Annotated in this window: 10 protein-coding genes, 1 pseudogene and 1 riboswitch; of the genes and pseudogenes, 8 read left to right on the top strand and 3 right to left on the bottom strand. The window is 72.9% G+C overall.

Annotated elements, in window-relative coordinates:
* Positions 1 to 17: 17 nt before the first annotated feature.
* Complete coding sequence (locus OH809_RS32365) at positions 18 to 1,145, bottom strand: alpha/beta hydrolase (protein ID WP_406418252.1); 1,128 nt, start codon at positions 1,143 to 1,145, stop codon at positions 18 to 20.
* A 74-nt stretch (positions 1,146 to 1,219) separates the two neighbouring features.
* Entirely contained in the window at positions 1,220 to 1,924 is a 705-nt protein-coding gene (locus tag OH809_RS32360; RefSeq protein ID WP_406418254.1) for a class II aldolase/adducin family protein, read from the bottom strand.
* Between the two features lie 282 nt (positions 1,925 to 2,206).
* On the opposite strand from OH809_RS32360, the gene OH809_RS32355 reads away from it, so the two are divergent.
* The 8 genes and pseudogenes from OH809_RS32355 to cobC form a co-directional block, all read left to right on the top strand.
* Positions 2,207 to 3,556, top strand: a complete 1,350-nt coding sequence (locus OH809_RS32355; protein WP_406418256.1) for an anion permease — start codon at positions 2,207 to 2,209, stop codon at positions 3,554 to 3,556.
* A gap of 12 nt (positions 3,557 to 3,568) precedes the next feature.
* Positions 3,569 to 3,802, top strand: coding sequence for a hypothetical protein (locus OH809_RS32350; protein WP_406418258.1), 234 nt, complete (start codon positions 3,569 to 3,571; stop codon positions 3,800 to 3,802).
* A gap of 152 nt (positions 3,803 to 3,954) precedes the next feature.
* A riboswitch (cobalamin riboswitch) is annotated at positions 3,955 to 4,086 on the top strand.
* 147 nt (positions 4,087 to 4,233) lie between these two features.
* Complete coding sequence (locus OH809_RS32345; RefSeq protein WP_406418260.1) at positions 4,234 to 5,214, top strand: cobalamin biosynthesis protein; 981 nt, start codon at positions 4,234 to 4,236, stop codon at positions 5,212 to 5,214.
* Entirely contained in the window at positions 5,211 to 6,770 is a 1,560-nt protein-coding gene (locus tag OH809_RS32340) for a cobyric acid synthase (protein WP_406418261.1), read from the top strand. Before OH809_RS32345 ends, OH809_RS32340 begins: the two co-directional genes overlap by 4 nt.
* A 196-nt stretch (positions 6,771 to 6,966) precedes the next feature.
* Positions 6,967 to 8,982, top strand: coding sequence for a putative cobaltochelatase (locus OH809_RS32335; protein WP_406418263.1), 2,016 nt, complete (start codon positions 6,967 to 6,969; stop codon positions 8,980 to 8,982).
* Positions 8,982 to 9,590, top strand: coding sequence for a cob(I)yrinic acid a,c-diamide adenosyltransferase (gene cobO / locus OH809_RS32330; protein ID WP_030920034.1), 609 nt, complete (start codon positions 8,982 to 8,984; stop codon positions 9,588 to 9,590). The genes OH809_RS32335 and cobO overlap by 1 nt, the downstream gene beginning before the upstream one ends.
* Positions 9,584 to 11,038 (top strand): cobyrinate a,c-diamide synthase, encoded by a 1,455-nt coding sequence (locus OH809_RS32325; RefSeq protein WP_406418265.1) that lies wholly within the window; start codon positions 9,584 to 9,586, stop codon positions 11,036 to 11,038. Before cobO ends, OH809_RS32325 begins: the two co-directional genes overlap by 7 nt.
* 17 nt (positions 11,039 to 11,055) lie before the next feature.
* A pseudogene (cobC, locus tag OH809_RS32320) lies at positions 11,056 to 12,638 on the top strand (Rv2231c family pyridoxal phosphate-dependent protein CobC); the annotation flags it as partial.
* Positions 12,639 to 12,724: 86 nt separating this feature from the next.
* Here the strand turns inward: cobC and OH809_RS32315 are convergent.
* Entirely contained in the window at positions 12,725 to 13,678 is a 954-nt protein-coding gene (locus OH809_RS32315) for an SCO1860 family LAETG-anchored protein (RefSeq protein ID WP_406418266.1), read from the bottom strand.
* Positions 13,679 to 13,720: the final 42 nt, after the last annotated feature.

Genomic DNA, 13,720 nt, shown 5'->3' with positions numbered 1-13,720 from the left:
CGATCCCTCGTATCAGCTCACATCAGGGGCGTGAGGAAGCGCCGCAGGGCCTCTTCGTAGCGGGCCGGATCGGCATTCCACATCGCCGCATGCGGAGCCTGCGGTACGGGATGCAGGGCGACCAGGTCGGGACGGCGCTCGGCGAGCTCCCGGCTCGGCTGCCAGGGGGCCAGGGTGTCGTCGGGGCCGTGGAAGATCAGCGTCGGGACGTGCAGGGCCTGCGGAAGGGAGGTGTCGAGGAGCCGGGAGCCGCGCAGACCGGTCTGGCCCTGGGCGGCGCGCAGGGCGAGCGGCAGCAGCGGGGACGGGACGCCGCGGGCGGTGGCCAGGGCGCGCAGGGTGGTGGCCCAGTCGAGCACCGGGGAGTCCAGGACGAGGCCGCAGATCCGCGTGCGGAGCGCGGAGTTGACGGCCGCGTGCAGGGCCATGGAGGCGCCGGTGGACCAGCCGTGCAGGACGACCTTCTCGGCACCGTACCGCACGGCGAAGCGGACGGCCGCGTCCAGGTCGCGCCATTCGGACTCGCCGAGGTGGGCGAGTCCGTCCGGGGAGCGCGGGGCTCCGGGGTCGCCGCGGTAGGCCAGGCCGAGGACCGGCAGCCGCAGCCCGTGCAGGAACTCCATGATGTTCATGGGGTGTTCGCGGGTGGTGCCGAGGCCGTGCACGGCGATGACCCAGGTGTCCCGGGGACCGGGCACGAACCAGGCGGGCAGGATGCCGAGCTCACCGGGGATCTCGACGTCCTCGTGGTCGAGGCCGAGGGCCGTGCCTGGGTCGCCGCTGTACAGCGCGGGGGTGATCCGGACCTGGGTGCCTGGTTCCAGGGTGCCGTCGTTGACGCGTTCCAGTCTGCGTACGACGGCGTCGGCGGCGTGCGGTGCCTGCTCGATCACCGGGCCGACGACGGCCTGGACGCCGTCGCCCACCAGTCCGTACCTACCGGGCCGGAGCGCGGCGAAGGAGCGGGTCAGTGTGACCTGCCCGGCCGCCGTGGCGTGCACGGTGAGTTTCCGGTCGGCGGGGAGCGGACGTCCGGACGGCGCCCTCAGGGCGGCGTCGCTGGCGTACCGGCCGGCCACGACCGCTGCCGCGCCGACGCCGAGGATGGTGGTGACGGCTGCTGCCGCCGCTGTTGCCGGGCGCACTGCTTCAGTGTCCGGGGGTGTGCCGCGCCCTGCCAGTGGACGGGGGCTGTCCGGTGGCTCGCCGGGACTCCCGGTCAGCCGGGTTGTCCGTACCTCTTCAGGGCGTCCTGCACGTCGCGCAGCTGGGCGAGGGAGAGCAGGGACGGGGTGTGGCCGGGTACGGAGCTCGCGGTGAGCCAGAGCCTGCACATCCATTCCAGCTGGGCGGTGCGGTCGTAGGCCTGGTCGAGGGTGGATCCGTAGGTGACGGTTCCGTGGTTGCGGAGCAGACAGCCCGTGCGGTCGCGCAGGGCGGCCAGCATGTGCTCGGCCAGCTCCTGTGTTCCGTAGCGCGCGTAGGCCGCGGTACGGACGGGGCCGCCGAGCATGGCGGCGGCGTAGTGCACCAGCGGGACCTCGGGGACGAGGGTGGAGACGGCCGTGGCGTGCACGGCGTGCGTGTGCACGACGGCGGCGGCGTCGGTGTTGCGGTAGACCGCCAGGTGGAGCGGGAGTTCGCTGGTCGGGGCGAGGGCGCCGAGTACCTGGTTGCCGTGGAGGTCGACGGCCACGGTGTCGCCGGGGCCGAGCCGGTCGTACGGCACACCGCTCGGCGTGACCAGGACGAGGTCGCCGACCCGCGCCGACACATTGCCCGAGGTGCCGACGACCAGGCCCTCCGTCGCGGTCCTGCGGGCGGTGGCGACGACACCGTTCCAGGCCTGCTCGATCGCGTCGCGTGCGTCGTTCGCATCGCGCCCGTTGTGCCCGTTGTGTGCGTCCTCGTGGTGATCGATCATGGGGGAATCCTGTCAGCGGGGCCGACGCGGCAGGAGACCTCGGGTGACCCACGTCTCTTTTCGGAGGTTTCCGGGCCTCGGATCGCGGGGCGTGAAGCGGGGCGGGAGGGGCGAAATCCGGCCACAGCAGGCGCTGCGTCCCGCATCGACTGTCGGTGGCCCGACAAAGAGAATGACTCAACTCCGTTTGGAGTCACCACAGAGCCCCGCTCAGTTCATCTTCCGTTCACCCAGGTTGCCTACGTTCCACGTGCCAATGACGTCGAACGATTGCCTGGGTAAATGGAACACATCACGCTGCTCCTCGCGATTGTGATCGTGACAGCTCTAGTGTTCGATTTCACGAACGGTTTCCACGACACCGCGAACGCGATGGCGACCACCATCTCGACCGGTGCCCTCAAACCCAAGACAGCGGTGGCCATGTCCGCCGCTCTCAACCTCGTCGGCGCGTTCCTGTCGGTGGAGGTCGCCAAAACGATCTCCGGCGGGATCATCAACGAGGACGGGCTGCGGACAGAAGTCATCTTCGCGGCCCTCGTCGGCGCCATTCTGTGGAATCTGCTGACCTGGCTGGTCGGCCTGCCGTCCAGTTCGTCCCACGCACTCTTCGGCGGCCTGATCGGCGCCGCGGTGATGTCGGCGGGCTGGTCCTCGGTCGACGGCGGCACCGTCGTCACCAAGGTGCTGCTTCCCGCGGTCGCCGCCCCGGTCGTCGCCGGTCTCGCCGCACTGCTGGCGACCAGGCTGACCTACCGGATCGGCGGCGGGATCCGTGACGACGCCCAGGAGAAGGCCACCGCCAAGGGCTACCGGGCCGGCCAGATCGCTTCGGCCGGACTGGTCTCGCTCGCCCACGGCACCAACGACGCGCAGAAGACCATGGGCGTCATCACCCTGGCCCTGGTCACCGGTGGCGTCCTGTCCCCCGGCTCGAACCCGCCGGTCTGGGTGATCGTCTCCGCCGGTCTGGCCATCGCGCTCGGCACCTACCTGGGCGGCTGGCGCATCATCCGCACCATGGGCAGCGGCCTCACCGAGCTCAAGCCGCCGCAGGGCTTCGCCGCCCAGACCAGCGCGGCCACGGTCATCCTGGCCTCCTCGCACCTCGGCTTCTCCCTCTCCACCACCCAGTCCTGCTCCGGCGCCGTGATGGGTGCGGGGCTCGGCCGCCGGGGCGGCGTGGTCCGCTGGTCCACCGCGACCCGGATGTTCGTCGCCTGGGGTCTGACCCTGCCGGCCGCGGGTCTGGTCGGCGCGGGCGCGGAGTTCCTCACCAAGCAGGGCACCTGGGGTGTCGCCGTCGTCGCCGTCCTGCTCGTCGCGGGCTCCGGCGCGATCTGGCTGCTGTCCCGGCGCAAGCCGGTCGGGCACGACGATGTCGCGCCCACCGGCGAGGACGCCGAACCGGCGGGTGTCATCACCACCGCCATCGCGGCCGTCACCCCGCCGCCGCCCGCCGGGGCGGCCGCGGTCGCCACGGCAGTGGCCATCGCGGCCGTCACCCCGCCGCCGCCCGCCGGGGCGGCCGCGGTCGCCACGGCAGTGGCCACGACCACGGACCTCAAGACCACCATCCCGGCCCAGCCCGGAACCGTCGCCGCCGATCCGGCGCGGCCCGCCACGGTGTAAGGACAGATCACCATGAACATCGACTGGGCAGCTCTCGGCTCCGTTTTCGGCGTCTCGCTCGTCGTCACCGTCGCACTGGTGGGCCTCTTCACCCTGGGCATCGTCGGCCTCTCCAAGCAGCCGGAACCGGCCGCACAGGACGGCTCCACCGGAGGCTCCCTGGTGCTCGCCCGCGCGGGCGCGTACCTCTGCTTCGGGCTCTGCGCGGCCGCGGTCGCGTACGGGATCTATCTGATCGTCGCCTGAGCCCCTTCCCGCACTCCCTCATCGGGCCGGACACACCTCGCGTGTGTCCGGCCCGATGTGCGTCTGCGCACACTGCACCGCCGCAGGTCAACGCCAGGTTGACGGGCGTTCGCGGAGCGTGGTGGACTGCCGGAGCCATTTACGGCGACAGCAGAGGAAGCCGGTGCGAATCCGGCGCGGTCCCGCCACTGTCACCGGGGAGCAGTCCCCCACACCGGAAGTCACGGCCCGCGCATGCGGGCTGGAAGGCCGGGGGAACTGCGGATCCGGGAGCCAGGAGACTCTCGCCGCCGGTCACGTCGAACCAGGGCGCGGACCCTGAGTGAGGACATATCGCCATGCCCGGCTGCCGTGCGTCCGCCGTTTCTGTGCCGCTCTCACCAGGAGCCGGCTGTACCGAGGTCCTTCGAGGCAGCGCGGCCGGCTGAGCCGTGCGAGCCGACCGCATCTTCGCGTACGGCGCCGCCGCCGGCCTGATCGGCGATCTGCTGCTCGGTGATCCCCGCCGGGGGCATCCGGTCGCCGCCTTCGGGCGGGCCGCGGCGGGCGTCGAACGGCGTCTGTGGCGCGACCACCGCGGGTGGGGCGCCCTGCACACCCTGGTCTGCGCCGGAGGCGCTGCGGGTGGAGCCGCGCTGGCCGCCCGTGCCGTACGCCGTCATCCCGCCGCCTCCGTCGCCCTGACCGCGGCCGCCACCTGGTCCGTCGTCGGCGGCACCTCGCTGGGTCGCGAGGCGCGCGCCATCGGTGGCGCGCTCGCCGCCGGTGACATCGAGCTGGCCCGGGAGCGGCTCCCCCATCTGTGCGGGCGCGACCCGCACTCCCTCGACGGGCCGCAGATCGCGCGCGCCGTGGTGGAGTCCGTGGCCGAGAACACCTCGGACGCGGTGGTCGGTGCCCTCGTGTGGGGCGCGCTGGGCGGCGTGCCCGGACTCGTCGCCTTCCGCGCCGTCAACACCCTCGACGCGATGGTCGGGCACAAGTCGCCCCGCCATCTGCGCTACGGCTGGGCCTCGGCCCGCCTGGACGACGTCGCGGGCTGGCCCGGCGCCCGGCTCACCGCCGCGCTCGCCATGGTCGCCGGGGGGCAGCCACGGCGAGCATTGCGGGCCTGGCGGGCGGACGCGGGCAGGCATCCGAGCCCCAACGCGGGTCCGGTGGAGGCCTCGTTCGCGGGGGCGCTCGGCGTACGGCTCGGCGGGACCCTCGCGTACGGCGGGCGTGTCGAGCACCGGCCGGTGCTGAACGGCGCGACCGGCCGTGCGGTGGAGACCGGGGACATCGAGCGCGCGGTGCGGCTGTCGCGCCGGGTGGGGGTGCTGGCCCTCGGCGTGTGCGCGGCGGGCCGGCTGATCGCGGGACGGTGGTCACCCTCGGGGCGGCGTCCGGCCGCAGGACGGAGCGGGAAATGAGCGGCGGACTGCTGGTCGCCGGAACCACGTCGGACGCGGGCAAGAGCGTCGTCACGGCAGGCATCTGCCGGTGGCTGGTGCGCCAGGGCGTGAAGGTCGCGCCGTTCAAGGCGCAGAACATGTCGCTGAACTCGTTCGTCACCCGCGAGGGCGCGGAGATCGGACGCGCGCAGGCGATGCAGGCGCAGGCCGCCCGGGTGGAACCGACCGCGCTGATGAACCCGGTGCTGCTCAAGCCCGGCAGCGACCGGTCCAGTCAGGTCGTCCTGATGGGCAGGCCGGTGGGCGAGATGAGCGCGCGCGGTTACCACGGAGGGCGGCAGGAATCCCTGCTCGGTACGGTCGTGGACTGTCTGGAGGAGCTTCGGGGCACCTATGACGCCGTGATCTGCGAGGGGGCGGGCAGCCCGGCCGAGATCAATCTGCGGCGCACCGACATCGTGAACATGGGGATCGCGCGGGCCGCGCGGTTCCCCGTCGTCGTCGTCGGCGACATCGACCGCGGTGGCGTCTTCGCCTCGTTCTTCGGCACGACGGCGCTGCTCGGCGCCGAGGACCAGGCGCTGATCGCCGGCTATCTGGTCAACAAGTTCCGCGGCGACGTGTCGCTCCTGGAGCCGGGTCTCGACATGCTGCACGGACTGACCGGGCGGCGGACGTACGGAGTGCTGCCGTTCGCCCACGGTCTGGGCATCGACGAGGAGGACGGGCTGCGGGTCTCGCTCCGCGGGGCCGTACGCGAGTCGGTCGTCGCACCGCCGCACGGCGAGGACGTGCTGCGGGTCGCGGTGTGCGCCGTACCGCTGATGTCGAACTTCACCGATGTGGACGCGCTGGCCGCCGAACCGGGTGTCGTGGTGCGGTTCGTGGACCGGGCGGAGGAGCTGGCCGACGCGGATCTGGTGATCGTGCCGGGCACGCGCGGGACGGTGAAGGCGCTGGCCTGGCTGCGGGAACGGGGGCTGGCCGACGCGCTGCTGCGACGGGCGGCGCAGGGGCGTCCGGTGCTCGGCATCTGCGGCGGGTTCCAGGTGCTCGCGGAGCAGATCGAGGACGAGGTGGAGTCGCGGGCAGGGCGGGTCGACGGGCTCGGACTGCTGCCGGTACGGATCCGGTTCGACCACGAGAAGACCCTCGCCCGGCCGGCCGGTACGGCGCTCGGGGAGCCGGTGGAGGGGTACGAGATCCACCACGGGGTCGCCGATGTGCGGGGCGGCGAGCCGTTCCTGGACGGGTGCCGGGTCGGCGCGGTGTGGGGGACGCACTGGCACGGGTCGCTGGAGAGCGATGCGTTCCGGCGGCGGTTCCTGGGGGAGGTGGCGCGGGCGGCAGGACGGCGGTTCGTGGCCGCACCCGACACGAGTTTCGGGGCGTTGCGGGAGGAGCAGCTGGATCGGCTGGGGGATCTGATCGAGGAGCACGCGGATACGGGGGCGTTGATGCGGTTGATCGAGGCAGGGGTGCCGGAGGGACTGCCCTTTGTGGGCCCTGGGGCGCCGGAGGTGCCGGCGGCCCGTGGGGGCCGTGGGGCCGGGGTGGCTGGGGGGTTGGCGTGAGGGGGACGCCTGCGGCGGGCTCCGTTCCCCGGCCCGCGCCTTCCCGTGACCGGGTCTCCGCCCCGGGCCCCGGTCCTCAGGCGCCGGACGGGCTGAGCAGTCGCCCGGAAGCGCCGGCCAGCGGGCCGGACGGGCTGAGTGGCGGGCCGGAACGGGTCACCGGTTCTTGGATGGATGACGTCGTCAAGGAGGCTTTGTGAGTACCCCGTATCCGTTTACTGCCATCGTCGGGCAGGACGATCTGCGGCTCGGATTGTTGCTGAACGCCGTATCGCCCGCTGTCGGTGGTGTGCTCGTGCGTGGGGAGAAGGGGACCGCCAAGTCCACCGCCGTGCGGGCGCTCGCCGCGCTCATGCCCGAGGTCGATGTCGTCTCCGGGTGCCGGTTCTCGTGTGACCCGGTGTCGCCCGACCCGGCGTGTCCCGATGGGCCCCACGAGGCCGGGGGCGGCGTGTCGCGGGCGGCGCGGACCGTGGAACTGCCGGTGGGCGCCTCCGAGGACCGGCTCGTCGGGGCGCTCGACATCGAGCGGGCGCTCGCCGAGGGGGTCAAGGCGTTCGAGCCGGGGCTCCTCGCCGATGCGCATCGCGGAATCCTGTACGTCGACGAGGTCAACCTCCTCCATGACCACCTGGTGGATCTGCTGCTGGACGCGGCTGCCATGGGTGCCTCGTACGTGGAACGCGAAGGCGTCTCCGTACGGCATGCCGCGCGGTTCCTGCTCGTCGGAACGATGAACCCCGAAGAGGGCGAGCTGCGGCCGCAGTTGCTCGACCGGTTCGGGCTGACCGTCGAGGTCGCCGCGTCACGCGACACCGATCAGCGGGTCGAGGTCGTACGCCGGCGGCTCGCGTACGACGACGATCCGGCCGGGTTCGCCGCCCGGTGGGCCGAGGAGGAAGGGGAGTTGCGGGAGCGGATCGCCGCCGCGCGGGCGCTCCTTCCCCACGTGGTTCTGGGAGACCCTGCGTTGCGGCAGATCGCCGCCACCTGCGCGGCCTTCGAGGTCGACGGGATGCGCGCCGACATCGTGATGGCCCGCACCGCGACCGCGCTGGCCGCGTGGGCGGGACGTACCGACGTGCTCGCCGAGGACGTCCGGCAGGCCGCCCTGCTCGCGCTCCCCCACCGGCGCCGCCGCAATCCGTTCGACGCGCCCGGTCTCGACGAGGACAAGCTCGACGACACGCTGGAGCAGAACAGCTGTGAAGGGGACGGGGGCGGGGACGAACCCGATCCGGACGGGCCGGGTGGCGGTGGGCAGCCCCCTCAGGGGGACGGGCCCGCCACGCCGCCGCAGCCCGAGGCAGGGAACGGCGACACGCCGGGACTGCCCTCGCAGGGGCGGCCGGCCGACGGCGGCGAGCAGCAGCCCGTACGTGCTGCCGAGCCGTTCCGCACGAAGATGCTGAGCGTGCCGGGGCTCGGCGAGGGCGCGGCGGGGCGGCGGTCCCGGGCGCGTACCGAACACGGGCGTACGACCGGGGCGCGGCGGCCCGAGGGGGCCCTGACCACACTGCATCTCGCCGCGACGGTACAGGCTGCCGCCCCGCACCAGCGTGCGCGCGGACGGTCGGGCCGGGGGCTGGTGGTGCGGCGGGATGATCTGCGGCAGGTGACCAGGGAGGGACGCGAAGGGAACCTCGTTCTTTTCGTCGTGGACGCGTCCGGGTCGATGGCCGCCCGGCAGCGGATGGGCGCCGTGAAGGGTGCGGTGCTGTCACTGCTGCTGGACGCGTACCAGCGGCGGGACAAGGTCGGTCTGATCACCTTCCGCGGCAGGGGCGCCGATGTGGCACTGCCGCCGACCTCGTCCGTGGACGCGGCCGCCGCGCGGCTGGAGACGCTGCCGACCGGTGGGCGCACTCCCCTCGCGGCCGGACTGCTGAAGGCCCATGACGTCCTGCGGGTGGAGCGGCTGCGCGATCCGTCGCGGCGGGCGCTGCTGGTCGTGGTGACGGACGGACGGGCGACCGGAGGCCAGGAGCCGGTGGCCCTGGCGGCGCGGGCCGCGCGGCTGCACGAGGCCGAGGGCACGGCGTCCGTCGTCGTGGACTGCGAGTCGGGGGTCGTACGGCTCGGGCTGGCCGGCTCCTTGGCCCGCGATCTCGGGGGCACCGCCGTCACGCTCGACGAGCTGCGGGCCGACTCGATCGCCGGGCTCGTCAGGGAAGTTCAGGGAACTAACGGATCCAACAGGAGGGCCGCCTAATGCCGCAGGGACAGCCGACCACCGTGCCGGACGACGGGCTGACGACGCGCCAGCGCCGCAACCGTCCGCTGCTCTTCGTCCATACCGGTATCGGCAAGGGCAAGTCGACGGCCGCGTTCGGGCTCGCGCTGCGCGCCTGGAACCAGGGCTGGCCGATCGGGGTGTTCCAGTTCGTCAAGTCGGCGAAGTGGAAGGTCGGGGAGGAGAACGCGCTGAAGGTCCTCGGCGCGAGCGGTGAGGGCGGCACGGTCGCCTGGCACAAGATGGGCGAGGGCTGGTCGTGGGTCCAGCGCGGCCTGCACGGTGACAACGCGGACAACGAGGAGAAGGCCCGCGAGGGCTGGGAACAAGTCAAGCGCGACCTGGCCGCCGAGACGTACAAGCTGTACGTCCTCGACGAGTTCGCGTACCCGATGCACTGGGGCTGGATCGACACCGACGAGGTGGTCGAGGTGATGCGCAACCGTCCGGGGACGCAGCATGTGGTGATCACCGGGCGCAACGCACCGGAGAAGCTCGTCGAGGCCGCCGACCTGGTGACCGACATGTCCAAGGTGAAGCACCCGATGGACGCCGGCCAGAAGGGCCAGAGGGGCATCGAGTGGTGACCATTCCGCGACTGGTGATTGCCGCGCCGGCCTCCGGCAGCGGCAAGACCACCGTGGCGACGGGACTGATGGCGGCCTTCGCGGAGCGCGGTCTCGCCGTGTCGCCGCACAAGGTCGGGCCCGACTACATCGACCCCGGCTATCACTCGCTGGCCACCGGGCGGGCGGGGCGCAACCTCGACGCGTACATGTGCGGGCCGGAGCTGATCGCTCCGTTGTTCGCGCACGGGGCGCACGGGTGCGACCTGGCGATCGTCGAGGGGGTGATGGGGCTGTACGACGGGGCCGGAATCCAGGCAGGGCGCGAAGCGCTCAGGCAGGGTGGTGGCGGGCGACGGGCCGGGCGGGGCGAGCTGGCGTCGACCGCCCATGTCGCGAAGCTGCTGCAGGCACCGGTGGTGCTGGTCGTGGACGCGTCGTCGCAGTCGCGGTCGGTCGCCGCGCTGGTACACGGCTTCGCCTCGTGGGATCCGGAGGTACGGATCAGCGGGGTCATCCTCAACAAGGTCGGCTCGGACCGGCACGAGATGCTGCTGCGGGAGGCGCTGGACGAGTCCGGCGTGCCGGTGATGGGGGTGCTGCGGCGGGCCGAGCAGGTGGCCACGCCCTCGCGCCATCTGGGGCTGGTGCCGGTGGCCGAGCGGCGGGGCGACGCGGTGGCCGCTGTCGCGGCGATGGGGGCGCAGGTACGGAGCGGATGTGACCTGGATGCGCTGATGGCGTTGGCGCGGTCGGCACCGCGGACGCCTGCCGCGTCGGGGGCGTGGGACCCGGTGGAGGCCGTGCGGGAGGCGGGGGGAGGCAGGGACGCCGACGGCGAGGGTGGCCCGGGCGGGCCGCGTCGTGGCCGGCCCGTCGTCGCCGTGGCCGGTGGGCCCGCCTTCACGTTCTCCTACGCCGAGCACAGCGAGCTCCTCGCCGCCGCCGGGGCCGACGTCGTGACGTTCGATCCGTTGCGGGACGAAGCGCTGCCCGAGGGCACCCGTGGGCTCGTCATCGGTGGGGGGTTCCCGGAGGTGTACGCCCCCGAGCTGTCCGCCAACGAACCGCTCCGCAAGGCCGTTGCCGGTCTCGCCGCCGCCGGGGCTCCCCTTGCCGCCGAGTGTGCCGGGCTGCTCTATCTCTCGCGTTCGCTCGACGGACTGCCGATGTGCGGGGTGCTCGACGCCGACGGCCGGATGTCGAAGCGGCTGACACTCGGCTACCGGGAGGCCGTGGCACTCACCGACAGTCCGCTGGCCGCGGTCGGCACACGGCTGCGCGGGCACGAGTTCCACCGCACGGTGCTGGAGCCGGGCGCCGGCGCCTCCCCCGCCTGGGGGATGCATCTGCCGGAGCGGCGCGTGGAGGGCTTCGTGCAGCAGGGCGTCCATGCCAGCTATCTGCATACGCACTGGGCCTCGGCGCCGGGTGTCGCGCGGCGGTTCGCCGACAGGTCCGCGGTGTGACCCACCCCATGGTTCTGCTCGTCGTCGGGGTCGGCGCGGGCTGTGGTGCGCCGGCCGGTGAGGTGTTGGAGCTCGTCTCGTCCGTACTGCACGAGGCGGGGCTGTCGCCCCGCGGCGTCGTGGAGTTGGCGACCCTCGACACGAAGACCGAGGAGCCGGGGATCGTCAAAGCGGCGGCGCGGCTGGGCGTTCCCGTACGCGGGTACAGCGCGGAGGAACTCGCCGCGGTCGCCGTACCGAACCCGTCGGACGCCGTGCTCGCCGCGGTCGGTTCGGCGTCGGTCGCGGAAGCGGCGGCTCTCGTCCGCGCCGACGAACTCCTCGTACCGAAGCGGAAGTCGACCCCCGTGGGGCGGGTGGGGAAGGTGACCTGTGCGGTGGCCCGGCGGGCTTCGCACGCGCATCCGGATCCGACCATTGCGTCGAGTGCGGTGCCGGGCACATAGTCGTCCTGCCGTCGCTCCATCCCACCGTCGTGAACTCACCCCCCACCCCCCTGGAAGTCATGCACACTCCCACTGAGAGACCCGATGCCAACCGCGCGGACGGACAGCACGATCTGCGGCACCACGGCGACGCGGAGGTCCGTGGCCGTGATCTGACCGATCTCGCCGTCAACGTACGTACCGATACGCCCCCGGCCTGGCTGAAGGAGCGAATATCCGCGTCCCTCTCCACGCTCGCCGCCTATCCGGACGGGGGCCGTGCGCGGGCCGCGGTCGCGCAGCGACACGGGCTGCCGGTGGATCGGGTCCTGCTGACGGCGGGTGCGGCGGAGGCGTTCGTGCTGATCGCGCGGGCACTGCCGGCCCGGCGGCCGGTCGTCGTCCATCCCCAGTTCACCGAGCCCGAGGCGGCGTTGCGCGCGGCCGGGCACACGGTGGGGCGGGTGCTGCTGCGCGCGGAGGACGGTTTCCGACTGGATCCGGCGGCCGTGCCCGAGGAGGCGGATCTGGTGGTGGTCGGCAATCCGACCAACCCGACGTCGGTCCTGCATCCGACGGCCGCACTGGAGAAACTGGCGCGCCCCGGGCGGACGTTGGTGGTCGACGAGGCGTTCATGGACGCGGTGCCGGGCGAGCGCGAGGCGCTCTGCGGACGTACGGACGTCCCGGGCCTCGTCGTGCTGCGCAGCCTCACCAAGACATGGGGGCTGGCGGGGCTGCGGATCGGTTACGTGCTGGCTTCCCCGGAGACCATCGGCGCGCTCCAGGAGGCGCAGCCGCTGTGGCCGGTGTCGTCCCCCGCGCTGGCGGCGGCCGAGGCGTGCATGGAGCCGCGGGCGCTGGTGGAGGCGGCCGCGGCGGCGAACCGTATCGCGGTGGACCGGGCTCATCTGATCGCCGGGCTCGTGGAGTTCGCCGAAGTGCGGGTGGCGGAGCCTGCCGAGGGGCCGTTCGTACTGGTGCGGCTGGAGCGGGCGGCGGAGGTGCGGGAGCGGCTGAGGTCGCTGGGGTTCGCGGCGCGGCGTGGCGATACGTTCCCGGGGCTCGGTCCGCAGTGGCTGCGGCTGGCTGTGCGCGACCGCGTGACGACCAACCGTTTTCTGCAGGCGCTCGATCAGGCGCTCCAGGTGCTCGCCTCCCCCAGGAACCGCTGACGGGGAGCGGCGCTCGCCCCTGTGCGAACGCCGCTCCCCCAGGCCCCCTGATTTCCCCCTGTCCCGCCCCTCGGGCCGGGTCGGTGTCAGTCCTGGGCGCGCCTGCGTGCCACGACCGTCGCGCCCGCACCCAGCACCAGCAGGAACGCCGCTCCGCCCACGAGGTACGGCGTCGCGGAGCTGCCACCGGTCTCCGCGAGGTTCGTGTCGACCGCTGCCGGGGCGTGGCCGGTCCCGGTCTGCGGCTTCACCTCGCCGCCGGTGCTGCCGCCGTTGCCTCCGCCGGAGTTGCCCCCCGCGGGCTCGGTGGGCTCGGCGCTCGGAGCAGCCGCCTTCGGGGTCTCACAGGTCGCCTCGGCGAGCGTGACCTCGCCCTGGACGTCGGCGACATTGAGCTTGAGCGGGTTGACCGACACCTTCAGCTGCAGCGCGGTCGCCGCGGCGGTACGTGACGTGGTCTGCGTCTTCGACAGGTCGAGGACGACGTCGCCGACGCCGGGCACCGCCACCCGTGTCGTGCCGCCCGCCGTCAGCGTGACCTTCCGGCCGAGGACCCTGACATGGCCCAGCACATTCGATTCGGCAACGGGCTTGTGACCCACTTCGCAGACCGCCTTGGAGGTGACCTTCTCGACCTCGATGAGCGAGAGCAGCGGCAGTCCGGGCACATGGACGCGGGCCTTCGCGAGGTTGCTGTAGCCCTCGGCCCTGTGCTTGTCGACGGTCGCGTCCGCCGTGGCCACGTCGGCACGCAGCACGTCGACCGGGCGGCCGTGCGACACGCCGTCGAGCCGCACGCTGAGTGCGGTCTCCTCGGCGCTCGCGGGTGCGTGCACCTCGTTGAGCGTGGCCTTCAGCGGCACGTCGACCGTCTTGTTCAGGAGTGAGACGTCGAGTGCGGTGCGGAGCACGACCGCGCTCGCCTTCCCGCCGCCGGTGGTCGTGGTGGACCCGGCGGCGTGCGCCGGGGCGGCAACCAGCAGGGCGACGGGCGCGGCGGCAACCGCCAGTGCGGCAAGGCGGAAGGTGTTGCTGTTCAAGATGGTGGAACCCCCACAAGAGACATGGAGCCACCGGCGCCG

It is taken from the genome of Streptomyces sp. NBC_00873, assembly GCF_045207415.1.
Classification (GTDB): Bacteria; Actinomycetota; Actinomycetes; order Streptomycetales; family Streptomycetaceae; genus Streptomyces.
This window is presented reverse-complemented; position numbering and strand designations above follow the sequence as displayed.